The 24588-nt window shown below is 40.7% G+C and carries 18 protein-coding genes; 15 read left to right on the top strand and 3 right to left on the bottom strand.

Annotated elements, in window-relative coordinates; genetic code table 11:
• The first annotated feature begins 8 nt into the window (after nucleotides 1-8).
• The 4 genes from FUA25_RS04610 (at nucleotide 9) to FUA25_RS04595 (ending at nucleotide 3341) form a co-directional block, all read left to right on the top strand.
• A complete protein-coding gene (locus FUA25_RS04610; protein ID WP_147755753.1) occupies nucleotides 9-527 on the top strand; it encodes a hypothetical protein in 519 nt (172 codons plus the stop codon).
• 64 nt (nucleotides 528-591) lie between these two features.
• Entirely contained in the window at nucleotides 592-1833 is a 1242-nt protein-coding gene (gene rocD, locus FUA25_RS04605) for an ornithine--oxo-acid transaminase (protein ID WP_147755752.1), read from the top strand.
• A complete protein-coding gene (locus tag FUA25_RS04600) occupies nucleotides 1834-2586 on the top strand; it encodes a glycosyltransferase family 2 protein (protein ID WP_147755751.1) in 753 nt (250 codons plus the stop codon).
• The gene (locus tag FUA25_RS04595; protein WP_147755750.1) at nucleotides 2583-3341 is read left to right on the top strand and encodes a polysaccharide deacetylase family protein; all 759 of its coding nucleotides are present in this window, start codon (nucleotides 2583-2585) and stop codon (nucleotides 3339-3341) included. The genes FUA25_RS04600 and FUA25_RS04595 overlap by 4 nt, the downstream gene beginning before the upstream one ends.
• On the opposite strand, the gene FUA25_RS04590 is transcribed toward FUA25_RS04595, so the two are convergent.
• The gene (locus FUA25_RS04590) at nucleotides 3333-4412 is read right to left on the bottom strand and encodes a glycosyltransferase family 4 protein (protein WP_147755749.1); all 1080 of its coding nucleotides are present in this window, start codon (nucleotides 4410-4412) and stop codon (nucleotides 3333-3335) included. The two genes, FUA25_RS04595 and FUA25_RS04590, sit on opposite strands and share 9 nt — an antisense overlap.
• Before the next feature lie 59 nt (nucleotides 4413-4471).
• Here FUA25_RS04590 and FUA25_RS04585 point away from each other — a divergent pair, with 59 nt between their 5' ends.
• Genes FUA25_RS04585 through FUA25_RS04565 form a run of 5 tightly spaced genes read left to right on the top strand, consistent with a single transcriptional unit; the run spans nucleotide 4472 to nucleotide 9063 of the window.
• On the top strand, nucleotides 4472-5437 hold the full coding sequence (locus FUA25_RS04585) for a hypothetical protein (protein ID WP_147755748.1): 966 nt from the start codon (nucleotides 4472-4474) through the stop codon (nucleotides 5435-5437).
• Complete coding sequence (locus tag FUA25_RS04580) at nucleotides 5434-6348, top strand: glycosyltransferase family 2 protein (protein ID WP_147755747.1); 915 nt, start codon at nucleotides 5434-5436, stop codon at nucleotides 6346-6348. Before FUA25_RS04585 ends, FUA25_RS04580 begins: the two co-directional genes overlap by 4 nt.
• The gene (locus tag FUA25_RS04575) at nucleotides 6345-7346 is read left to right on the top strand and encodes a hypothetical protein (RefSeq protein ID WP_147755746.1); all 1002 of its coding nucleotides are present in this window, start codon (nucleotides 6345-6347) and stop codon (nucleotides 7344-7346) included. Before FUA25_RS04580 ends, FUA25_RS04575 begins: the two co-directional genes overlap by 4 nt.
• Entirely contained in the window at nucleotides 7343-8188 is an 846-nt protein-coding gene (locus FUA25_RS04570) for a glycosyltransferase family 2 protein (protein ID WP_147755745.1), read from the top strand. The genes FUA25_RS04575 and FUA25_RS04570 overlap by 4 nt, the downstream gene beginning before the upstream one ends.
• Nucleotides 8185-9063, top strand: coding sequence for a glycosyltransferase family 2 protein (locus FUA25_RS04565; RefSeq protein ID WP_147755744.1), 879 nt, complete (start codon nucleotides 8185-8187; stop codon nucleotides 9061-9063). The genes FUA25_RS04570 and FUA25_RS04565 overlap by 4 nt, the downstream gene beginning before the upstream one ends.
• Before the next feature lie 22 nt (nucleotides 9064-9085).
• Here the strand turns inward: FUA25_RS04565 and FUA25_RS04560 are convergent, their stop codons facing one another.
• The gene (locus FUA25_RS04560) at nucleotides 9086-9433 is read right to left on the bottom strand and encodes a phosphomannose isomerase type II C-terminal cupin domain (protein WP_147755743.1); all 348 of its coding nucleotides are present in this window, start codon (nucleotides 9431-9433) and stop codon (nucleotides 9086-9088) included.
• A gap of 96 nt (nucleotides 9434-9529) precedes the next feature.
• Here FUA25_RS04560 and gltX point away from each other — a divergent pair, with 96 nt between their 5' ends.
• Together gltX and FUA25_RS04550 are read left to right on the top strand one after the other, a co-directional pair.
• Nucleotides 9530-11044 (top strand): glutamate--tRNA ligase, encoded by a 1515-nt coding sequence (gene gltX / locus FUA25_RS04555; RefSeq protein WP_147755742.1) that lies wholly within the window; start codon nucleotides 9530-9532, stop codon nucleotides 11042-11044.
• A 48-nt stretch (nucleotides 11045-11092) separates the two neighbouring features.
• Nucleotides 11093-12049 carry an acetyl-CoA carboxylase carboxyltransferase subunit alpha gene (locus FUA25_RS04550; RefSeq protein WP_147755741.1) on the top strand — a complete coding sequence of 319 codons (957 nt, stop codon included), beginning with the start codon at nucleotides 11093-11095 and terminating at the stop codon, nucleotides 12047-12049.
• Nucleotides 12050-12082: 33 nt separating this feature from the next.
• On the opposite strand, the gene FUA25_RS04545 is transcribed toward FUA25_RS04550, so the two are convergent.
• The gene (locus FUA25_RS04545; RefSeq protein ID WP_147755740.1) at nucleotides 12083-12679 is read right to left on the bottom strand and encodes a DUF6759 domain-containing protein; all 597 of its coding nucleotides are present in this window, start codon (nucleotides 12677-12679) and stop codon (nucleotides 12083-12085) included.
• A 137-nt stretch (nucleotides 12680-12816) separates the two neighbouring features.
• Between FUA25_RS04545 and tsf the strand changes: the two genes are divergently transcribed.
• From tsf to FUA25_RS04525, 4 genes are all read left to right on the top strand, one after another.
• A complete protein-coding gene (tsf, locus tag FUA25_RS04540) occupies nucleotides 12817-13638 on the top strand; it encodes a translation elongation factor Ts (protein ID WP_147755739.1) in 822 nt (273 codons plus the stop codon).
• Between the two features lie 106 nt (nucleotides 13639-13744).
• Entirely contained in the window at nucleotides 13745-17854 is a 4110-nt protein-coding gene (locus tag FUA25_RS04535) for a T9SS type B sorting domain-containing protein (protein ID WP_147755738.1), read from the top strand.
• Between the two features lie 214 nt (nucleotides 17855-18068).
• Entirely contained in the window at nucleotides 18069-20933 is a 2865-nt protein-coding gene (locus FUA25_RS04530) for a T9SS type B sorting domain-containing protein (protein WP_147755737.1), read from the top strand.
• 120 nt (nucleotides 20934-21053) lie between these two features.
• Nucleotides 21054-24455, top strand: a complete 3402-nt coding sequence (locus tag FUA25_RS04525; RefSeq protein ID WP_147755736.1) for a T9SS type B sorting domain-containing protein — start codon at nucleotides 21054-21056, stop codon at nucleotides 24453-24455.
• The last annotated feature ends 133 nt before the right edge of the window (nucleotides 24456-24588 follow it).

Raw genomic sequence — 24588 nt, 5'->3', positions numbered from 1 at the left:
TCAAATAAATGAAACTCAAGGGCGCTGAAAAGCACTTTTGGTGGCTTTTTGCCGGAATTAAAGACTCCAAACAGATTCCTAATGAAATTCCGGGCTTCACAAGTATCGATTCGATGGTTGACGACGAATACATCGCTATACTTTTCGACAGGGTTAACATTGCACATTCCATTTATCTGAAACAGACCGAGATTAGCGACGAAGCCGTAAAATCTATTTCGAAAGTTAAGAAACTTACCAGTTTAACGCTGATGAAACATCCGAAGATCACCAGAAAAAGCCTGCCCTATCTCAACCAGCTCACTGATTTGGAATATCTGGATATCTGGAGAACTGGTGTTATTCTGGAAGATCTTCATGAACTCAATCAGCTGAAAAATCTGAAGGAACTGTATGTATCGGCAACCCGACAAGCCGAAGACGGCTCCTTTCCGGAAATGGAAAAAGACCTTATTTTAGAAAAAGTCATTGAACTTGAGGTGATTTTTCCCGGTTGCGCCATTTATGTAGATTTTGACCGCTATTGATGATCTGCGCCGTTTCTACTCTCACTTGAAAATAAATCATTATTTTTGTCTCAAATACAGAATAATGCAAACCATCAACAGATCCTCCTATTTCATAGAACTTGAAGAAAAACACGGCGCTCACAACTATCATCCGCTTCCGGTGGTTTTGGAACGTGGCGAAGGCGTTTTTGTCTGGGATGTTGAAGGCAAAAAATACTACGATTTTCTTTCGGCTTATTCTGCTGTAAATCAAGGACATTCACATCCGAAAATCGTTGAAGCGCTGGTCAGTCAGGCTTCAAAACTGGCTTTGACTTCTCGTGCTTTTCACAATTCAAAATTGGGCGAATACGAGAAAAAAATCACGGAACTTTTTGGTTTTGATAAAGTTCTACCGATGAATTCGGGTGCAGAAGCGGTGGAAACCGCTGTAAAATTAGCCCGAAAATGGAGTTATGAGGTAAAAGGAATTCCGGAAAATGCAGCGAAAATAGTTGTCTGCGAAAATAATTTCCATGGGAGAACGACTACGATTGTTTCCTTCTCTAACGATCCGGATGCGAGCAACAATTACGGGCCCTTCACGCCGGGTTTTGTTAAAATTCCGTACAATGATTTGGAAGCTTTGGAAAAAATTCTGGAAAGCGATGCCAAAAATATCGCTGCTTTTCTAGTGGAACCTATTCAGGGCGAAGCCGGAGTTTATGTTCCGGATGCTGGCTATTTGAAATCGGCTTCTGAACTGTGTAAAAAACACCACGTTCTTTTTATTGCCGACGAAGTACAGACCGGCATCGCAAGAACCGGAAAACTGATTGCGTGTCATCATGAAAATATACAGCCTGATATTTTAATTTTAGGAAAAGCACTTTCCGGTGGAATGTATCCTGTTTCGGCAGTATTGGCAAACAACGACATCATGAACGTCATTCATCCGGGACAGCACGGTTCCACTTTTGGCGGAAATCCTCTGGCCTGTGCCGTTGCAATGGCCGCTCTGGACGTAGTGGAAGAAGAAAATCTTTCGGAAAGAGCCGAAGAACTCGGACAGCTTTTCAGAAACGAAATCGAAAAAATTATCGAAAAAACTGATCTCATCACCGGTGTCCGCGGAAAAGGCCTGCTGAACGCCATCCTGATCAATGACACTCCGGAAAGTTCTACCGCCTGGAATCTCTGTTTAAAACTGAAGGAAAACGGTCTGCTTGCCAAACCAACTCACGGCAACATCATCCGTCTAGCACCACCTTTGGTGATTACGCAAGAACAGATTCTGGACTGCGCGAGAATCATCGAGGAAACCATTACCGATTTTAAAAAATAAATGAGCCTCTCCGTTGCTGTCATCACCTTCAATGAAGATAGAATCATTGAAAAAATGCTGAATTCAGTGAAGGATTTGGCCGATGAAATTGTGATTGTGGACTCTTTCAGCACGGACAGAACTGAAGAAATCTGCAGAAAATTCAGCAATGTAAAGTTTTTACAGAAAAAATTTGAAGGTTACGGAAGTCAGAAAAACTTCGCCCTTCAGCAATGTTCAGGAAACTGGATTCTGTTTCTCGACGCCGATGAAATACCTGATGCAGGCGCGCTAAAGTCCATAGAAGAAATTATTGGAAATGAAGAGAGTGATTTCAAAGTTTATAATATTGAATTTTCCAACCATTTTCTGGGAAAGGAACTGAGACATGGCGGTTGGGGAAAGGTGTTCCGCGAGCGCTTTTTTATGAAAAACCACGGAAAATATTCTGATGATGTTGTTCACGAAACGTTCATCACTTCCGATGCAATAGGTACCTTACAAGGGAAACTCCATCATTATACCTACGAAAATATCTTTCATCATCTGGAGAAATCCAACCGGTACACCTCAATGATGGCGGAAAAAATGAAAAGCAAAGGAAAAAAAGCCAGTGTTTTGAAGATCCTGTTGGCCCCTTTTTTTCAGTTCCTTAAGACCTATTTTTTCAGACTGGGCTTTCTCGACGGACTTGCAGGATTTTATATTGCTATTACCGCTTCCTTTTACACCTTTCTGAAATACATGAAACTGTACGAAATCAGTAAAAAATGAGTATTCTGCTATGGCTGTTTTTGGCCGTTCTTCTTTTTCTCGTCATCAACTATAAACTTTACCTTTTTCTGAAGCCGGAAAAACGGCTGCCCATTTTAATGTATCACCATGTTTTGCCTGTCGCGGAAAATGAACTGACGGTAACGGTGGAAAAGCTCGACAGGCAGTTTGCTATGCTAAAAGAAAACGGTTATAAAACTTTGTTTTTCAGCCAACTGAACAATTTAAAAGATTGTAAAAAAAAGATCATCATTACTTTTGATGACGGGTATCTGAATAACAAAAAATACCTGCTTCCGTTGCTGGAAAAGTATGGTTTTAAAGCCACCATCTTTATTCCGACTCAGTTGATCGGAAAAAACCGGGACGGAATTTTCATGACTTTCGATGAAATCAGAAATCTGGATAAAAATTTAGTTGAAATAGGTCTACACAGTCATTCCCACCGGAATTATGAGCAGCTGACGCATGAAGAAATTGATACCGATCTTAAGAAAAATATTGAAGTTTTAGAAAAACATCAAATTCCATTTACAAAAGTCCTGGCGTATCCTTACGGCAGATTCCCTCATACAAAGGATTTTTTTAAAATACTGAAAGAAAATAAAATAGAGTTCGCATTGCGAATCGGCAATAAAATCAATGCTTTCCCGCGAAAAAATCCTTACTCATTGAACAGGATTGACATTAAAAACTCCACTACCCTTTCCGAGTTTAAACGAAAACTTATTCTGGGGAAACTGAAGCTATTTTAACAATTTTTGATATACGTTCAGATAGTTTTCGGCCATATGGAGATAGGAGAATCCCAATGCTCTTTCCCGGTATTTTCTTTCTAGATTCTCTCGGTTTTTATTAAAATTCTCCATGTCATCTGAATATGTTGCAACCATATTTTCAGCGGAAAAATCATCAAAATAAAAAGCCAGATCGCCACCAATTTCCGGCAGACTCGTGAGTCTGCTCAGGAACACCGGTTTCCCGAAATAGAACGCTTCAATTGGGGGAATACCAAATCCTTCTGCCAATGATGGATGAACATACGCTTCGCAGTTCTGGAGCAGAAAAAACTTATCCTTTTCTTCTACATTCTCAAAAATATGAACTCGTTTTTCGAGTTTGAGTTCCTTTATTTTGTCTAAAAAAAGGTTTTTATAATCCGGTTTCGAAGAAGAGGCAACCAGTACGAGATCAAGATCCGTTTTGGCCAGAAAATCAAGTAACACCAACTGATTTTTCTTCGGAAATAATACTCCGACCGACAAAAGATATTTTTTAGATTTCAAAAATCCATAAGTTTCTGACTGGAAGATCCTTAATTCTGGGAAAACCAGCCCGTTATGCACTACTTCTACCGAAATATTTTCTTTGAGCTTAAAAAGACGGGCTTGAGCCAGAAAATCCTTTTTTGCAAATTCGGAAATACAGACAATGGCATCGGCATTGCCGATATTCTGCTGTACTTTTCTGATGTATTTTTTCCGTTTCGAAGATTTGGAAACATCATGCAGAAAGTTGAGATCGTGAAGCGTAACCACCTTTTTCTGGTTTCGACTGATTTTATGGAAGTATTTCGACAACTGATGGGTTACGTGAATCAGCGCATAATCAGAAGTTTTTGGAGGTAAAAACCGGTGTAATGGTTTGGTATCAAGGATCCGGTGAGTAGAATTTATTTTTTTCAATTCATCTTCCGGGCCGTAAAAAGTAATATCAAAGTCCGATTTCAACTCTTCAATTCCATTCACCAAAGATCTGCATACATTGGCAATGCCAGAATTCGGGTACTTCATTCGTTCGCAATCTACGAGCACAGATTTATTCATCACCAATTATTCTTTTTCAAAAATATAAAAATTAGATTCAAATAATTACTTTTGTTCTCATGAAAATTTGCCTGATCAGTTTTGATTTCTGGAATTACGACCAGCATATCGTAGAAACGCTGCGGAAAAAAGGCATCGAGGCTCACCATATTAATATTGGGGCATACAAACACCGAAATTCAGGCGCGCGCGTGAAAAATGCTATGTCTAAAATTTTCCTCAAAAAAAATCTGAAAAACATCAACCGGCAGGAACTCATCCTCGAAAAACTGAAAAAATTAGGCAAACAGGATAAAATTCTCGTCATTAACCCTGAAGCGATTGGAAGGAAATACCATCTGGAAATCAGGAAATTTACCGATGAATACATCGCGTATCTGTACGACAGCACTTTGAGAAACCCAGTTGATAAAGTGATTGATCTTTTTGATTCCGTATTCTCCTTCGACAAGAAAGACATTGAAAAATACGGTTTTAAGGAAACCAGCAACTACAATTATCTGGCGCAGAAACATCCTGATCCGCAGCACATCAAATATGACCTTTTCTACCTCGGTTCTTATGATGAAAGGATTAATCTGCTTTACGACATCAGCAAAAAAATGGACGCTTTTGGCCTGAAAAGCCGTTTTGTCATCGTCGGAAAAAAAACCTGGAAGAAAAACCTTCCTTTTAATGAAGAGAACAGCAACTTTGTTTTTACTTCGAAAAGAATTCCGCATTCTGAAATTCCGAAATACTACGAAACGTCCAAAGTCATTCTGGATCTGGTGCGGGAACATCAGTCGGGTCTAAGTTTCCGGATCTTTGAAGCGATGGCTCTGAACCGAAAAATCATTACTGCGAACCAATACGTTAAGCACTATGATTTTTATAATCCCAACAATATTTTGGTGCTGAATGAAGATTTAAGTAATTTAGAAAAAACTTTTTTTGAAACGGATTACGAAACCATTCCGGAAGAAATTTACAGAAAATACACTTTGGAAAATTGGGTCAACACCGTTTTCCGGTTATCTTTATGAAAACATCAGTCGCCCTCTGCACCTATAACGGAGAAAAATATCTCGGCATCCAGCTCGATTCGATTCTCAGTCAAACTCTGGCTGTTGATGAAATTGTGGTGTGCGATGACGGATCTACCGATGCAACTATATCGATATTAAATTCATATAAAGAAAAAAATCCTTCAGTTTTCAGAATTTATCAGAATGAAAAAAATCTCCGGAGCGTAAAAAATTTCGAGAAAGCCATTTCGCTTTGTGAAAATGACATCATTTTTCTTTCGGATCAGGATGATGAATGGCTGCCCGAAAAAGTGGAAAAAATGGTTGCTCTTTTTCAATCAGCTCGGCAGACAGAAGTGATTGCTACAAATGCAGAAATAATCAGCGAAAAAAATTCATATACTCAGTTTTCAGTTTGGGACATTCCTTCCAAGTCAGTTGCCAGTATAAAGGAAATACTGTTTTTTTATCAGAATTTCTGCACCGGCGCTACAATGGCATTCCGAAAAGAATTTATGAGAGAAATAGTCCCTTTTCCGCCGGAAGAGCTCTTTCATCATGATGAATGGATTGCTCTGAATGCTGTGAGTAAAAATAAATTACACTTTTTAGACGAAAAACTCATTAGGTACAGAATTCACGACAGTCAACAGGTTGGTTCCGTAAGTCTCTCCGAAGATGAACTGAGCAGAAGCTTAGAGAAGATCAATCTGCCGCCGGAAAAAATGAATTCAGATCTTATTTTCTCAGTTTTAAAAAAAATAAAGAGGAAGTTAATTCATATCGAACACTTCAGGCCCGAAGAACATAAGTCATTTTTCAATTATTACGTAAAGGCAATCAATGACAAAAGCCAAAAACTCACTGATATTGCCAGAAACAAGTTTTTTTTAATGTATTCCTTCTATAAAATATCCGGTAAGATTTGAAAACTACAAAACCTTTGCTGCTGGTCATGCATAATTTTGTGGGTCTTGGAGAAATGATGGTGAAAAACCTCCAATATCTTCAGGTGGACGCTGATGTTTTATTTTACGGTGATGCAACACCATTCAGATATGCAAATTTGGGCCAGAAAGTTAAAAGTTTTGTACTGAAGAAATTTTTTAATAACAAAAATTACAAGAGAAATTTGCAGGAACAGCACCGTACCGAATCGCTGATGCTTTCTCTCAGCAAATTGGGTACTTATGAAAACATCCTGGTCATTAACGCCGAGTATTTCGAAACGCATTTTATTGCTGAACTGTCTAAACATACCGAAAACCTAACCGGTTATCATTGGGACGGGCTGAAAAGAAATCCTGAAATTGCAGAGAAAATAGCTCTGTTTAGCCGTTTTTTCGTTTTCGATAAAGCTGATGCAGATGAAGAAAAAAACATCTTTTTCTTACCCAATTTTTATTTTGATTACCCGGAAGATTATAAAAAAAACCATGTAAACTATGATGTTTTATACATCGGAACCTATATGCAGGAAAGATTTTCTAAATTGCTGGCAATAAGAGATTCGCTGCGCAAAATACACCTTAAATCGAAGATTCTGCTTATTTCATTTGATAAAAAAATAAGCAAACAGCACTCCTCCGAAGGAATAGAATTTTCCTCGCAAATTATAGATTATCCTGAAAATTTAGAATTGGTGAAGCAAAGCAAAACACTGCTCGATCTTAAACTAAAAGACCATAATGGTCTTTCGTTCAGGTTTTTCGAAGCTTTGAAATATGAAAAGAAAATCATCACGGATAACGAATCGGTAATGAATTACCCTTTTTATCGTCCTGAAAACATTTTTATTCTGGGATTAGATCCGTCTTCTGAACTTGAGCGATTCATCAGTTCGCCTTATGAACCCATCAGTGAAAGCATCAGGAAAGAATATTCTTTCAGCAACTGGTATTATACCATAACATCTGCATCCCTATGAACGACTTAGTTTCTGTAATCATTCCTTATTATCACTGCGAAAATTATATTTCGGAAACCCTGGAATGCATTAAAAATCAGACCTATCATAAAACCGAAATCATTATTGTGAACGATGGTTCAAATCCTGATTTTTTAGATAAAATAAGGGAAACGTCAGGACTGAGAAATCTGAAAATCATTCATCAGCAAAACCTTGGGCAATCTGAAGCCCGAAATAATGGGGTCAGAAATTCTACCGGAAATTACCTCCTTTTTTTAGACTGTGATGACAAAATTCTGCCGGATTTTATAGAGCGTACTTTAAAAATTCTTCAGTCAGATAAAGAGATCAGGATCGTCTATTCAAAAGGCAGATATTTTGAAGCAAGAGAAGGAGAATGGGTGCTTCCGGAATTTGAAAAAAGATCGTTTCTTATGGAAAACTGCATTCCAATTACTGCGCTGATTTACCGGGAAGATTTTGAAAAAGCAGGAGGCTTCGATAAAAATTTAACTTTTTTTGAAGACTGGGATCTCTGGATTTCAATCATTGAAAATGGAGGCAAAGTGCATAGAATTGATGATTTCCTTTTTTTATACCGTATTCAGAATGCGCAAAAATCCCTGTCCGACCGTTTCAAAAATGATGCAGAACTGCTAGGAGACAATTATTTTAAAATCTACAGCAAACACTACAATTTTTACAAAGAAAACGGTATTGGATTTCAGCGGCTGTTTGCAGCGCTGCGCGAAAATCACAAATACAGGTCAAAATACTACAGCGTTTGGTACAGAAAATTGATTTACAAATGCTTCAAACCTAAAAAATATCAGTCAATATATCCAAATCTGAAACAATGATTTCAATTGTTACCGCATATTATAACCGAAAGAAGCTTTTTATAAAAACCCTGGAAAGCATTCAAAAGCAAATTCTTGCGCACGATATTACTGCAGAAGTGATTGCTGTGGATGATGGAAGCAATGAAGATGAAAGACTTGAAGATCTTTGTTCAGATTTTCCTTTTCTGAAGGTAGTGCGGCTCGAGAAAAAGAACAAATGGTACAAAAATTCTTGCATCCCTTTTAACATTGGCTTTTTACAAGCTACCGGCGATACGATCATCATACAGAATCCGGAATGTTTACATTTCGGAAATATTTTAAAGTACGTTGAGGACCATATTAAAGAAAATCTATATTTAAGTTTTGCCTGTTATTCCCTGGATCGTGAACCGACTGACCGAATTGATCATTATCTCGAAAATCCAGAGAAAATAAAACAGATCATTGCTGAGAATAACGGACCAAATATAAAGGACGGCACCAACAGCTGGTATAATCATTCAGTAATACGACCTGTTGCCTATCATTTCTGCACAGCCATTTCACGGGTAGATCTTTATGATTTGGGAGGTTTTGATGAAAAATATGCCCACGGCGTAGGCTACGATGATAATGAATTTCTGTTTCGTATTAAACTTAAAAAAATGCAGATTAGGTTCGTTGATGATGAACTGGTGCTGCATCTGAATCATTACAATCAATTGTCATCTTTCAATAATGAAATTCTGCTTTCGGAAAAAGAAAAGGAGAAAAGAATCAAGCTGGTCCTTAAAAATCAGCATATTTTTGAAAATGATACCCTGAAGAGAACTGACTGGCGTACAAACGGGCTTAAAAGTCATCGTAAACGCGGTCTCTATTCGTTTTTAAACAGACTGTTGAAGTTCTGATATTTAAAAGACGTGAAGATGATTATTCATCTCTTTTATAATCATCCTGAATCCTCACAATATCATCCTCGCCGAAATACGTACCGGTCTGTACTTCCACAAAAACCAAAAGTTCCGATGTCCTGTTTTCAATCCTGTGTTTGGCGCCAAGCGGAATAAAAATGCTTTCGCCGTATTTAATGATATGCTCCACTTCATCAAGAACCACAACTGCTTCACCTTCAACAACCGTCCAGAATTCCTGACGGTGATGGTGATATTGGTAAGAAAGTCTCTGTCCCGGATTTACCTCAATTCTTTTTAATTTATAATGCGGTTCATCCTCCAGAACATAATATTTCCCCCACGGTCGTTCTCCAATCTCTAACATTTTTCTGCCTAATTTCATACAAAACTAAATAAAATATCTCAAATTCAGTATAAACTCAATTTTTCCCTAAATTTGCAGCTTAAATTTTTTGGAAGAATGAGTAAAGTAAGAGTGCGTTTTGCGCCGAGTCCGACAGGTCCGTTACATTTAGGTGGGGTAAGAACCGCTTTGTATGATTATCTTTTTGCTAAAAATCAGGGAGGCGATTTCGTCCTCAGAATTGAAGATACCGATACTGCGCGATATGTGGAAGGAGCTGAAGACTATATTATGGAGGCACTCGAATGGTGTGGTATTATTCCTGATGAAAGCCCGAAACATGGTGGAAAATACGCGCCGTACCGCCAGTCTGAAAGACGTGATATTTACGACCGGCATCTCGCTGAATTCCTGAAAACCGATTTTGCTTATCTCGCTTTCGATACCGCCGAAGAACTGGACGAAATCCGCAAAGAATTCGACCAGAACGGGGAGGTTTTCGCTTACAACTACATCACGCGAAACCGCTTAAAAAATTCCCTTACTCTTTCTGATGAAGAAGTTCAGCAACTACTCGATGATAAAGTTCCTTATGTGGTTCGTTTCAAAATGCCGGTAGACCGAACTTTAAATCTGGAAGATATTATCCGCGGGAAATTTTCTGTGAACACCAATACTTTAGATGATAAAGTGCTTGTGAAAAACGACGGAATGCCGACTTATCATTTCGCCAATATTGTTGATGACCACGAAATGGAAATTTCCCACGTCATCCGCGGCGAAGAATGGCTGCCGTCACTCGGCCTTCATTATCTGCTGTACGAAGTAATGGGTTGGGAAAAACCGGAATTTGCGCATCTGTCATTGATTCTGAAGCCGGAAGGAAAAGGAAAACTGAGCAAACGAGACGGCGACAAGTTCGGATTCCCGGTTTTCCCTTTGAATTTTAAAGATCCTGAAACCGGAAACATCTCAAAAGGCTACCGCGAAGAAGGTTATCTCCCGGAAGCATTCATCAACATGGTCGCCCTGCTCGGCTGGAGTCCCGCGAACGACCGCGAAATCCTCAGTCTCGATGAGATGGTTCATGAATTCGATCTGCATAAAGTTCACAAGGCTGGAGCAAGATTCAGCAAAGAAAAAGCGGAATGGTTCAATCATGAATATCTGAAATTCAAGACTGATGAAGAGATTTTATCATTACTGAAAACTACAGATGCTATCAACCTCAACGGTGCTGCTGATGACCAGCTGCTTAAAATCGTGTCTTTGGTAAGAGAAAGAGCCACTTTTGTGAAAGACATTTACCGCGACGGCCATTTTTTCTTTGAGACACCAAATTTTTACGATGAAAAAGCGGTAAAGAAAGCCTGGAATGAAGATACTCCGTCTGTTTTAAACGATTTCGCCGGTATTTTAACCGAAGCTGAGACTTTTGATTCCGAAAATCTCAAGAAAATCATTCATGATTTTGCCGAAGCGAAAGGTTTGGGTATGGGAAAGGTCATGATGCCTTTAAGACTGAGTCTGGTAGGCGAACTGAAAGGACCGGATGTTCCGGACATTCTGCAAATCCTTGGAAAAGAAGAAAGTACAGCACGGATAAGAAATGCAGTGAATAATATTCAGTAATTTTCTATTATTTTTACTAAATTTGAAAGATAAATTCTCTACATACAAATGGAATATTTAAGTTTTGAGCAGCCGATAAAAGAACTGATGGATCAGTACCAGACCTGTTCATTGGTCGGTGAAGAAAGCGGTGTCGACGTAAAGTTGGCCTGCTCCCAAATCGAAGATAAAATTGTTGAAAAAAAGAAAGAGATCTACGGAAATCTTACACCTTGGCAAAGGGTTCAGCTTTCACGTCATCCCGACCGCCCCTATACTTTGGATGTCATTAAAGGAATTACCGATAAAGGGAGTTTTCTGGAACTTCACGGAGACCGAAATTTCGCAGATGATCCGGCCATGATCGGCGGATTGGCTACTATTGACGGGCAACGGGTAATGATCATTGGAACCCAGAAAGGCCGTACGACAAAAGAAAGACAGCACCGGAGATTCGGAATGAGCAATCCAGAAGGTTACAGAAAAGCTTTAAGACTGATGAAACTTGCAGAAAAATTCAGCATTCCTGTTATTTCATTGATCGATACACCCGGAGCATATCCTGGTCTGGAAGCAGAAGAACGTGGACAGGGAGAAGCGATTGCAAGAAATATTTTCGAAATGACGATGCTCAAAACGCCGATTTTTGTATATATCATTGGTGAAGGAGCAAGTGGAGGCGCTTTGGGAATTGGTGTCGGAAACAAAGTCTACATGCTGGAAAATACCTGGTACACCGTGATCGCACCCGAAAGCTGTTCTTCGATCCTCTGGAGAAACTGGGATCATAAAGAAGATGCAGCCAATGCTCTGAAACTCACACCGCAGGATGCTCTGAAAGAAAAATTCATCGACGGGATCATTGAAGAACCGCTTGGTGGAGCTCATTATGAGCCGCAGGTTGCGTATGACCATCTTAAAACGTCTATTTTGCAGAACATCAAGGCGTTCTCAACATTTACAGGAAAAGAACTCGAAACCCAAAGGCAGGAGAAATTCATTGCGATGGGTCAGTTTAAAGGATAAATAAAAAGCTTAAGAATTTCTTAAGCTTTTTTATTACAGCTCACTTGTATTTAGTGATATCACGATATCTTTACTGATATTTTTTGAAGAGGTATATTTCGCATCGCACACACTTGTAGTTAAAACATATTTTCCTTTTTCGATCAGAATGAAATTTTGATTTTTAGCCGGAACATCCAGGTTATAATATCTTTTTCCGGAAAATTTAACCACGAGGTTGCATTTTGACTTGTTGACGATATTTACATATGCCTCACTTTTGTTGCCATCGTTATTGAAAAGATGGTTGAGTACCGCAGCCGTTTTTTTATTTTTATCATTAACCCCATCCTTAGAAATGTCTTTTTTAATGGCTGTTTTAAGGCCGGCCTTCGTCAGCGGTTTTATGGTTGGTTTCGCAGCCGTATTGTTTCCGGCGGTAATGAGGGTGACAATTTTACTCTTCAGATAGGCAACCTTCGGATGGGTCGGATTTGCTTTCAAAAAACCCGCGATGACTTGGGGATCATTGCTCTGTTCGGCCTGCTCAGCGGTAATCTGCGTGACTTTTGTTGTTTTTGGCTTTCCTTTTGTCTGCGAACAGGCAAAAGAAAACATCAGTATAAAGAAGAAATAAAATATTTTTTTCATTGATTGTGAAGTAGGTGTTGGAATAGTGAAGTTCTAAAATAACGCAAAAACGCTGTTTTTAGTTTGCATTAAATTTATTATCTTTGCAAGGCTCAAAAACAGAGCCAAACATAATATAAAATTATAAAAATAATAATATGTATACACCAGTTGCTGCAGATGTAGCTAAACTAAGAAACACGACAGGTGCAGGGATGATGGACTGCAAAAAAGCTTTGGTTGAGGCAGAAGGAGACTTCGAAAAAGCAATTGAAATCCTTAGGAAAAAAGGACAGAAAGTTGCAGCAAACAGAGCTGACAGAGAATCTTCTGAAGGTGCAGTGATTGCTAAAGTTAACGGAGACAATACTCATGGTGTGATCATCGCTTTGAACTGTGAAACTGACTTTGTTGCAAAAAATGACGATTTCGTTAAATTGGCGCACGATTTGGCTGAAACCGCTCTTGGTAAATCAAAAGAAGAATTTCTTGCTGCTGATTTCCAGGGATCTACTGTTGCTGAAAAACTGATTGAACAGACCGGTGTAATTGGTGAGAAAATTGAAATCGGATCTTTCGAAAAAATTGAAGGGCCATTTTTAGGAGCATACATTCACGCAGGAAACAAAATTGCTGCCATCACTTCACTTTCTGCTAACGTAAGCGGTGCCGAAGAAGCGGCAAAAGCAGTTTCAATGCAGGTAGCTGCAATGAATCCCATTGCTTTGGATGAAACAATGGTTTCTCAGGAAACAATCGACAGAGAATTGGAAATTGAAAGAGACATCCTTACGAAAGAAGGTAAGCCTGCCAATATCATCGACAATATTCTGAAAGGTAAAATGCAGAAGTTCTATAAAGACAATACTTTGGTTCACCAGGCGTTTATTAAAGACGGAAGTGTATCTGTTGCAGATTATGTAAAATCAGTAAATGCAGATCTTAAAGTAATGGGCTTTGTAAGAGTAAGCCTAACCTAAGCAGAATTCGCTTTAAAATATGGTCTCCGTGAAAAATTTTCACGGAGATTTTTTTTGTATAATATTGGTAATTAATGATTAAATTTGTCACCCTTTCTTTTTTATTATGAAAAAAATCATTACTATAATTTTATCATTTTTCTGGGTTTTTGGTTATACACAGCTGGATACAGACCACTGGTTTGCTCCGATGTCGGCCAGCGCCGGCACCAGTAATCTTGAGAGTAATCTATATCTTTCAACGAACGAAACAGTTCCTTTTACAGTCGATATCTTTAACAATAATGTACTTTTTAATTCCGTACAGATCAGTAAAGGCAGCCCGGCAGAAGTGAGTATTCCCGGAAATTTTATGATGGCTGTTTCGCAGTCGGAACTCTTTACTCCTGTTGCCAAAGGGATTAATGTAAAAGGACCGAAGAAATTTTTTGCCAATTACCGTTTTGCCATCACTAACCATGCTGAAATCATTACTTCAAAAGGTCTGGCAGGTTTGGGTAAAACTTTTTACGCAGCAATGGCGGCCAATACCGGTGCCGCCGACTATGTAAATGCAACCATCGGCATCACCGCAACAGAGGACAATACCACCGTTACAATTTCTGGATACAATCCGGCCGTGGTTTTTTCTGACGGCACTTCTTCACCCACAAAAACAACGATACTTAACAAAGGTCAATCCTATATTATTGATGCCATCAGTGTGGATTCTTCTGCTAACATGGACGGGCTAATTGGTGCTAAAATAGTAGCCGACAAGCAGATTTCTGTAACGAACGGTAATTTCAACGGCATTTATACCAATTTCAATTTTACAAATAATGATATTCTGATGGACCAGTCGGTACCGGTTGAAAGACTGGGGAGCGATTTTGTTGTGGTAAAAGGCAACGGTCCAATAACTTCAGGAATGGAAACTGTACTTATTGTTGCCACTCAAAACAACACCCAAATTACAGTGAATGGCGTTCCGACGGGAATCACTTTAAATACCGGAGAATACACTTACATTCCGGGATCCAGTTATGTTAATCAGGGAAACGGCCATTATAATGTAAGCATCCATACCTCGCAAAACGCTTACGTCTATCAGCTCCTTGCCGGAACTTCATCCGGAAACGTATATCCTTCGGGAGGCTTCAATTACATTCCGCCCTTAAGCTGTTTTCTTCCCAATAAGATTGATGAAATTGGTTTCATCAACCAACTGGGCGGAACAACTTACAACACAAAACTGAATATCATTACACAAACAGGGGCTGCTGTTACGGTAAACGGGGCCGCTATTCCAGCGGCAAACGGACCATATCCTGTTACCGGAAATCCGTCCTGGGTGACCTACTCCGTTCCGAATATTACGGGAAACATTACCGTGAATTCTACAAAATCGGTTACGGCAGGTATTGCAGCAGGAAGTGGAGCCGTGGGTTACGGCGGTTATTTTGCGGGATTTTCTTCAGTTCCCGTCATTGTGAAAACAGGGGACTGTTATGCAGGAGTGCTTCTTCAAGTAGATAACAGTTATGATACCTACCAGTGGAATTTAAACGGGAGTCCAATTCCGGGAGCGACAACCTACTTTATTAATCCGGAACTGTACGGAGCGGGCGCTTATACCTGTTTAATTACCAAACTTAACTGCGAATCGAAATTGACCGACCCCTTTATTTATAACCTTTGCCCACCAATTACAACCACGGTTTACAATATCGGTTCATGTAATACCAAAGTTATTACGCCTGCTTTTACCAATTCTACTCAAACAATCGTTCCTGCAAGTACTGCCATTATTTTGCAGCCTCTAAACGGAACGGCAACCGTAAACAATACAACAGGACAAATCACTTACACTCCAAATCCGGGTCTTACAGCTGACGCGACGGATACTTTCATTTATTACATTGAAGGAAACGGAAATCCTGCCTCATTTGAATATTTTAGAATTAATTTGAATATTGATGTGGTTCAGGTACTAACTGCCGCTCTCACCTCTTGCGCCAATGCTGACGGGGGAGGGTCTTTTGATCTTACTTCGGCAAGTGTTTCGCCCGATGCCGGAATTAACGCTACCTATTATACTGATGCTGCATTAACAAATCAAATTTCCCCTCCTGGTTCTTACACGGCAGTTGCGGGAACTGTTTATGTAAAGGTTACCTCTTCATTCGGCTGTTCAAAGACCACTACTATTCAGCTGAGTGTTAATCCATCTCCGAACATCAATACTGCAAATTATAACGCTTCCATCTGTGATGAAAATCTGGACGGGATTATTCCTGTAGATTTTTCTCTCATTACTCCGGCCATTGTTAATAATGCAGCAAGTTTTACGGTCCGTTATTACCTTAATCAGGCAGATGCAAATGCCGGAAACAACAATACGCTCCCTAACAACTGGAGCTACAGTGCAAACACCATTGTTTATGTACGGGTGGACACTATTACAGGGAACTGTCCTTCCGTCTTTGGTCAGATCAACTTTCAGATTGCTCCTAAAACACCGCTCTTGACAGTTGAAACAATCACATCTGTCTGCGACAATAATCTTGATGGTTCAGAAACTGTTGACCTTAACAATTACAAACCTTTCTTCACTGCAGATCCTGCCGTTTCGTTAACATTTTACAATACACTGGCTAACGCGCAGAATGCAACCGCTCCGGTTTCTGCAACACAAACTATTACGGCAGCCGGCGGCGTTTTTTATATCAGATTTCAGAGTGCAACTGCCTGTTCTGATGTTGCAAAACTTACGGTGAATTTAAAATCACCAAAAAAGTCGCTGGTTTTAAATGACCAGACCATCTGTTCCACCTCCACTACAGTTTTGGATGCGGGAACCGGATTCGACGGTTATTTATGGAGTACAGGTGCAACGACTCAAACCATTACCGTGGGTCCCGGAAATTATTTTGTTGACCTTACTTTCAACGGATGTGTTTATCATCAGCTGGTTACTGTAACCGGTGTGGCAGCGCCAAATCTTACGGTTTCAAACTTCAACAGCAGCCTTTGTGATGATAACTTCGACGGGATTATTCTGGTGAATTTCTCTAACATTACTCCGCAGATTGTTACCAATTCTGCAAATTTCAATGTAAGATATTACCTTAATGCGGCTGATGCTGCCGCCGGCAATAACAATACCCTACCGAATAACTGGAGTTACACTGCGCCTACAACAGTTTATGTAAGGGTTGACGCTTTAACAGGGAACTGTCCGCCCGCGACAGGCCAGATTAATTTTACGCTCGGTAACAAGATCCCGTTAATAACAGCCAATGCTACAGCAGAGGTTTGTGATGCAGATTTAAACGGTTCTGAAGCGGTTAACTTAAACAGTTATAAAAATCTGTTTACCGCCGATCCAAATGTAACCCTCACTTTTTACACTACCTTGGCCAATGCACAGTCCGGAACCGGCGCTGTCGCAGCTAATCAGACAATTACGACTTCCGGAATATTTTATGTCAGATTTCAGAGTCCGACCAGCTGTCCGAATACCGCCAAACTCACCATTACTGTGAAGTCGCCGAAAGCATCTACTACGCTTACAGACCAAACGATCTGCTCAAACGAACAAACGGTTCTGGATGCAGGCCCCGGCTTTTCAAGTTATCTTTGGAACAATGGTGCTACAACTCAATCTATAACGGTTGGTGTAGGAAGCTATTGGGTAGATTTAGGTTTTAACGGATGTGTTTACCGGCAGTTTGTGAATGTACTGGCAGCACCTTTACCTGTCATTACGAGTATCGACCTTAACGGATTAACAGCGACCATCAACGTTTCCGGAGGAACTCCCCCATATCAGTATTCTTTGGATGGAGTTACGTACCAGCTGTCCAACGTATTTACCGGTTTATCGATGGGTACTCATACTGTTTTTGTTATAGCTGCGGAAAACTGTGCACCTGTTAAAAAAGATTTCCTGGTCTTCAACATCATTAATGCTATTACTCCAAACGGAGACGGGATCAATGATGTTCTTGATTATTCGGATCTAAGGATTAAAAATGATGTAACCATTCAGATCTATGACCGTTATGGAGCACCAATCTACGTTTCGAAAAAAGGAATCTATGAATGGGACGGAAAAATCGGAGGCCGCCCGCTGAATACCGGAACCTATTGGTATCTTCTGAAATGGACCGAACCAGACACTAAACTTCCGGTATCCTACTCCGGCTGGATTCTTGTCAAGAACAGAGAATAAGTAATTTATATAAACCGGGAGTATTACTTCCGGTTTTTTAATTGATGTACAAAAAATCTCGAACTACTGGGTTTATACATTAGTATTAATGAAAATTAAGCAATTAAAGCCCTTTTAAAATGTAAAAAATGAACACAATATGAGAATTCGTAATTTTTTTGAACAGTGATTAAGAAATTTTATTAAATTTGTAGAAATGTAAAGCTGATTATTTATGAAAAAATTTTTACTCTTACTCACTATTTTCTTTTTGTCCATTGGAAATTTATCCGCACAAAGAGATACAGAACATTGGATAGCGCCCTTCTATGAATCAACATCACTGACAGGAAGATCGGTATATTTATCTACCGATTCCGTCACTTCATTTCCGGTTACCATCTACGGTTACACTGTTGATCCGGTCAATCCAGTCAATCCCCCAATTCAAGTTGTTCTTGGTACTGTTAACATCAGCAAAGGAAGTCCTCAAACTTTCATCATTCCTGTGGCGAATATTTCTATTAATAATGCAGGACTGAATTTTACAAAGACTACCCGGGGAGTATATTTGAACGCCACCAAACCATTTTACTGTACCCTAAGAATAGCAAGCAGCACTACGCATGCAGAAATTCTTACCAGTAAGGGTAAAGCGGGAATAGGCAAAGAATTTTTTGTGGCCAACACCCCTTCTACTGCTGTTATAAGCGGAAACAACTTTACTGCCGGAGTTTTGGCAACCGAAAACAATACTGTTGTAACCGCCACATGGAATCCGGGTGTGACATTTCTTGGCGGCAATGTTCCTGCCGGTACTACCACCCATACTTTTACGTTGAATAGAGGCGAATCTTTTATTTTTGCCGGTTCTGCAGGAGGCGCTGCCCCATTTATGGGAGCTAAAATAGTTGCTGACAAGCCTATTACGCTCACTAACGGAAATATTAACGGTAATTTTGGAGCAAATACTTCGGCCGGGTCAGATGAGATTTTAGATCAATCGGTACCTGTAGAAAGACTGGGAAGTACTTTTGCAATGGTAAGAACCAGATCAGCCACAGCAGATGACCTGGAAGGTGGAATCGTAATTGCTACTGAAGATAATACCCAGGTATTTCTGAATGGAGCTGGAACAGCGGTTGCAACCTTAAATCAGGGTCAGTGGTACAGAATTTCAGGAAGCAATTATATTACACAAGGATCAGGACATGAAAACATGTTCATCAGTACATCAAAGAATGTTTATTTATACCAACTGGTTTCAGTTAACAACAGCAGTGCAACCTGCGGTTTCAACTATATCCCACCATTAAACTGCTTTTTACCACGAAGGATCGACGAGATTGGCAAGGTAAACGAAATGCCAACAGGTGGCGGTGGAGCGAGTGTTAAACCATCGGGTATACAAGTAAAATTAAATATTCTAACAGAAGCGGGCGCTGTTGTGACTGTAAATGGAGTACCTCCTACTGCTGCTGAGGGGCCATTTTTACTTACTGGAAATACAACTTGGGTAACGTATAGCCTTATCATCCCAACGGTTACCGATAATTTAACCATTGTTTCCAGTAAAGCCGTAACTGCTGGTATTAACGGAGGATTCAGTACATCCGGATATGGGGGTTACTTTGCAGGATTTTCCTCGATTCCTGTGATTTCAAAACAAACCGGCAACTGTATTCCGGGGATTATTCTTGAAGTAGATGATGGTTACGACAGTTACCAATGGAACCTGAATGGAGTTGCCATTCCCGGCGCTACACAAAATACCTATACTCCAACTGTCGCTGGCGATTATACCTGTACAGTTACAGTAGGAGGCTGTCCACCGGCAACAACCCCAATTTATAAAGTCTTTACATGTTTGGTGCAAACAACTACAAATTTAGCGGCTTGTGCGGCCATTACCATTACACCAACATTTACCTCTTCAACACAGACACCGGTTCCTTCAACAGTAACCATCGTAACACCGCCAACACACGGTACTGCAGTAATTAACCCTACAACTGGAGTAATAACATATACTCCGACTTCGGGATATGTTGGACCGGATACTTTGGTTTACCAGTTCTGCGGAAATGCGCCTGAGTTTATTGACTGCCAACAGGTGACTGTCAATTTTACTGCAGTTCCATATCCAGTAGTACAGGATGCGGCTTTAAGCACATGTTTCCTCGAAACAAACAATGCAACTGGACAGTTTGACCTTTCAACAGCTGTTGTAACTTTGCAGTCTCCGGTAACCAAAGAATATTTCCCTTCTTTTGCCGATGCGACCAACGGAACGAATCAAATCATGGGTTTCTTGACTTATATTGCTCCAAGTTCAGAAGTGTTTGTTAGGGTATATAATTCTGGCGGATGTTTCAGAATTGCTAAAATAACTTTAACAGTAAAACCTCCGAAAAAATCAGCAATCCTTGTAGATCAATATATCTGTGCTGAAGATACTACTACATTGGATGCAGGTCCTGGATTCCAGTCTTACCTCTGGAGTACCGGTGCTACAACCCAGTCGATCAGCAATGTTTCAGTTGGAGTATATACTGTAACCCTATTTACTGATGGTTGTCCTACCGTGCAGACGGTTACTGTACACGCTGTTACGAGACCTATTGTAACCAATATTGACATTGTAAACAATGCAGTAACGCTTACCGTAACAGGAGGAACACCACCATACAAATACTCGGTAGATAATGTGGTTTGGCAGGATTCAAATACTTTCAGCAATCTTCCGAGAGGTCAGAACACCTTCTATGTGAAAGACACTTACGACTGTGAGCCAGTTATTGTAGAAGTAACTGTACCAAACTTAGTTAATGCAATTACACCGAATGGTGACGGTTCAAACGACTATGTAGATTACAGTGCCCTTGCCTATAAAACAGATCTTAAATTCTCCATCTATGACCGCTACGGAAACTTGGTACATATTGGTGATAAAACCAACAATTACAGATGGGACGGCAAATTTTCCGACAGAAAAGTGCATACCGGAACATATTGGTATCATATTAACTGGACTGAGCCTACTCCTGCAAAAACGCCTGTGAAATTCACTGGTTGGATTTTGGTTAAGAACAGAGAATAATTTTTTTCAATTTTTATTTTAAAAGCACGGTTTTTAAGCCGTGCTTTCTTTTTTGTTAATAAATCTTTATTGCTTAATCATTTTAATTATTAAATTTGTAATGAAGTCTGTACTGTGTCCATGAGAAAAATTCTATCCTTTTTTCTGATTTTGCTGTCCTTATCTACTCTTTTTGCGCAGCTGGACAGGCAACATTGGTTTGCTCCCATGGTAGACCGGACAGGTAATCCGAACCAATTTCAGAGCCTATATCTTTCCACTAACAGAATCACGCCGTTTCCGGTAAATATCTACAACAATAATGTGCTTATCGGTACGGTAAATATCAGCAAAGGGAATCCTCAAAAATTTGATGTTCTCAGGCAGTATATCATCACCACTCAACAGGCAGATCTTTTCACTCCGACCACGAAAGGACTGTATCTGGAAGCAGAATTTCCTTTTTACGCGAACCTCAGATTCTCAGTATTCAATCACGGCGAGATCATCACCTCAAAGGGAATTTCATCCACCGGAACCAAATTTTATGCGGGAATGGCTCCAATAACTGTGAGCAACGGCATTCTGAATTTTATGACCTCTGTGCTGGCAACTCAGGACAATACAACCGTTACCATATCCGGTTACAGCCCGCTCGTGCAGTTCTCAAACGGAACTACCGGTACGACAAATCCCACAATGACCTTTACCCTGAACAAAGGTCAGTCATATATCGTTGATGGCTCAGGACTTACCAATACCGACGGTTTTATCGGAGCAAAAATAGAATCCAACAAACCCGTCAATATTACAAACGGAAATTTCAATGGTCAGTATGCCGGAAATTTCCCTACGAGTTCAGATATTATGATGGACCAGTCAATTCCGGTACCGTTACTGGGAACCAATTTTGCTTTGGTGAAAGGCAACGGAACTATCGGCACCAATATGGAAGGTGCTGTGGTTATTGCCACCGAGAATAACACCCAAATCTTTGTAAACAACGAAGTCCAGCCCATAGCTACTATTAATGAGGGCAAATATTTCGTCATTCCTGATACGAAATACCAGCTTCAGGGAAATAACCACTACAATCTCTTAATAGGGACTTCAAAAAACGCGTATGTATATCAGATTCTGGCTGGGGAACCTGTACTGGGTGTAGCAACCGGTGGTTTTAATTTTATTCCTGCGCTCAATTGCTACCTGCCGAAACAGATAGACGAACTTGGGATGATTGATGAGAATTTTGTTTTTTCAAATGGAAATCCGACAGGAATTCTTCATATTCCCACAAAGCTCAATTTGATTACGGAAACCGGCGCTGTCGTTACGGTGAACGGTGTAGTTCCTCCCGCATCTTCGGGGCCTTTCCCTATGACGGGAACGCTGAACTGGGTTACCTATGGAATTCCTAATGTCACCGGAAACATCACAGTGGTTTCAGATAAAGCCATTACCGCAGGAATTACTGCCGGCAGCGATGCGGTAGGATATGGCGGTTTTTTTGCCGGATTCCCCACGACCCCGGCCATTGTAACTTCCGGCGGAACCTGTGTTCCCGGTATTGTGCTTACCGTGGATCCTATTATTTATAACGCTTACCAGTGGTACATCAATGGGACACTGATTCCCGGTGCAACCTCAGCTTCCTATACCCCGACCGGCCCTGGAAATTACACCGCCGCCGTCACCATGGGCAGCTGCGCACCCCTGTTTACCGCCGCATATAAAGTCTTGAACTGCGTAAAACAGTCTGCTTCAACGGTTGATGTATGCGTTACACAAACCATTACACCTGCTTTTACCACTTCTACCCAGGCTCCGGTTCCGGCTACCGTTTCCATCGTGACACCTCCAACTGCAGGTACAGCAACAGTAAATCCAACAACCGGAATAATCACCTACACTGTTACGAATCCAGGAACTGCAGGAACAGATACCTTCGTTTATACCTTTTGTGGGAATAATCCTGATTTCCCGGATTGCGAGACGGTTACCGTGACAGTGAACATTCTGGATCTTCCGGTTACGAATACCACATTGAATGCCTGTAACGTAAACGGCCAAGGAACCTACAATCTGACAACTGCCGTGGTGACAGCTCAGTCGCCCGTTGTTATAAAATACTACCCGACACTTGCTGATGCTCAGACTCAGAATGCCGCAGCAGAGATCGTGATTCCAACGGCGTATGTTTCAACCGCGGGAACTGTGGTGTATGCGCTCGTAAAAACGCCTCTCGGCTGTAGCAATATTGCGCAGATCACACTGGGCTATTTCCCTCTTGCCGTAGTTTCGGATTATAACGGAGTCTTCTGCGATGAAAATGTTGACGGAAGCATAACAATTGACCTCAGCACCATTACTCCATTGGTTTTGACCAACGCTTCATATTTTACAGTGAAGTATTATGCAACGCTGAATGATGCCACTGCCGGAAACACATCAACATTACCCAACAGCTGGTCTTATACCACCAACACCACCATTTACATCCGCGTGGAATCGCCAGACGGATGTTCACCGGTGATCAAAGCTCTTAATTTCAGTTTTGGAGCTAAAATTCCCCTCTTGCTTTCCACATCCAGCCAATCGGTTTGTGATGATAACTTAGACGGAACTAGACCGGTGGATATTTCCGCTTATTTCAGCAATTACACCAACGACCCTGCGGTGAGCGCCACTTACCACGCTACTCTTACCTCAGCACAGAACAACACCGGCGCCCTCACAAATCCGGTGACTGTTACAGGAACCCAGACTTTTTATATCCGCTTTGAGAAAGCCGGAATCTGCCCGAATATCGCTCCAATAACCATAACGGTGAAAACTCCAAAAAAATCAGATGTCCTGACTGACCAGACGGTTTGTGCAGGAAATTTGACCACTCTGGATGCAGGACCGGGTTTCACCGCCTATCTCTGGAGTACCGGTGCTACTAGCTCTTCCATTACGGGTGTGGGAACGGGAACTTACTGGGTAGACCTCACCTTCAACGGATGTGTTTACCGCCAGTCAGTAAACATTACGAATGCCGAACTCCCAACAATCACCGCAATCGACATTAAGGGAACTACAGTTACTGTTACCGCAACCGGTGGGACTCCCCCATATGAATATTCTTTGGACGGTCTTGCGTGGCAGACTACAAATGTCTTCTACAATGTTTCAAGAGGAACTCACACCATATATGTTCGGGATGCAAAAGCCTGTTCTGTTGTGAAAAAAGATTTCTCCATCATCAATCTCATCAATACGATTACACCGAACGGAGATGGCATTAATGACGTTATCAATTATTCGGAATTGTTGATGAAATCGGAACCCCTATTCAGAATATTTGACCGTTACGGTGCGGAAGTTTTCCGCGGCACGGCTTCAAACCGGTTTATCTGGGATGGCACCATCAGCGGACGGCCCGTTCCTACCGCCACCTACTGGTATTTGTTGCAGTGGAAAGAATTCGGCACCCAAACTCAGGTGAATTACACAAGCTGGCTTTTGGTAAAGAACAGGAACGATACATATTTTAAAGACTGATGCGATTTAACACAATCCATTTCTTTAACACAATTTATCTAAAACTCCTCCACTCTAACGCTTCTTAACATTTCGGGACGAAAATTTAACCAAACTTTAACCGCAGCACCTTCTGTAACCTGTACCAGCAAGA

The organism is Chryseobacterium sp., from assembly GCF_008014695.1.
Lineage (GTDB): Bacteria > Bacteroidota > Bacteroidia > Flavobacteriales > Weeksellaceae > Kaistella.
Note: the sequence above shows the minus strand (reverse complement) of the source record. Positions and strands in the feature narration are given on the sequence as shown.

Bases quoted from the DNA above. Each gene is read 5' to 3' on its own strand.
- gltX (WP_147755742.1), top strand. From the start codon at position 9,530: ATGAGTAAAGTAAGAGTGCGTTTTGCGCCGAGTCCGACAGGTCCGTTA.
- FUA25_RS04560 (WP_147755743.1), bottom strand. From the start codon at position 9,433: ATGTTAGAGATTGGAGAACGACCGTGGGGGAAATATTATGTTCTGGAG.
- FUA25_RS04590 (WP_147755749.1), bottom strand. From the start codon at position 4,412: ATGAATAAATCTGTGCTCGTAGATTGCGAACGAATGAAGTACCCGAAT.
- FUA25_RS04585 (WP_147755748.1), top strand. From the start codon at position 4,472: ATGAAAATTTGCCTGATCAGTTTTGATTTCTGGAATTACGACCAGCAT.
- rocD (WP_147755752.1), top strand. From the start codon at position 592: ATGCAAACCATCAACAGATCCTCCTATTTCATAGAACTTGAAGAAAAA.
- tsf (WP_147755739.1), top strand. From the start codon at position 12,817: ATGTATACACCAGTTGCTGCAGATGTAGCTAAACTAAGAAACACGACA.
- FUA25_RS04595 (WP_147755750.1), top strand. From the start codon at position 2,583: ATGAGTATTCTGCTATGGCTGTTTTTGGCCGTTCTTCTTTTTCTCGTC.
- FUA25_RS04530 (WP_147755737.1), top strand. From the start codon at position 18,069: ATGAAAAAATTTTTACTCTTACTCACTATTTTCTTTTTGTCCATTGGA.
- FUA25_RS04545 (WP_147755740.1), bottom strand. From the start codon at position 12,679: ATGAAAAAAATATTTTATTTCTTCTTTATACTGATGTTTTCTTTTGCC.
- FUA25_RS04610 (WP_147755753.1), top strand. From the start codon at position 9: ATGAAACTCAAGGGCGCTGAAAAGCACTTTTGGTGGCTTTTTGCCGGA.
- FUA25_RS04535 (WP_147755738.1), top strand. From the start codon at position 13,745: ATGAAAAAAATCATTACTATAATTTTATCATTTTTCTGGGTTTTTGGT.
- FUA25_RS04550 (WP_147755741.1), top strand. From the start codon at position 11,093: ATGGAATATTTAAGTTTTGAGCAGCCGATAAAAGAACTGATGGATCAG.
- FUA25_RS04600 (WP_147755751.1), top strand. From the start codon at position 1,834: ATGAGCCTCTCCGTTGCTGTCATCACCTTCAATGAAGATAGAATCATT.
- FUA25_RS04580 (WP_147755747.1), top strand. From the start codon at position 5,434: ATGAAAACATCAGTCGCCCTCTGCACCTATAACGGAGAAAAATATCTC.
- FUA25_RS04525 (WP_147755736.1), top strand. From the start codon at position 21,054: ATGAGAAAAATTCTATCCTTTTTTCTGATTTTGCTGTCCTTATCTACT.
- FUA25_RS04565 (WP_147755744.1), top strand. From the start codon at position 8,185: ATGATTTCAATTGTTACCGCATATTATAACCGAAAGAAGCTTTTTATA.
- FUA25_RS04570 (WP_147755745.1), top strand. From the start codon at position 7,343: ATGAACGACTTAGTTTCTGTAATCATTCCTTATTATCACTGCGAAAAT.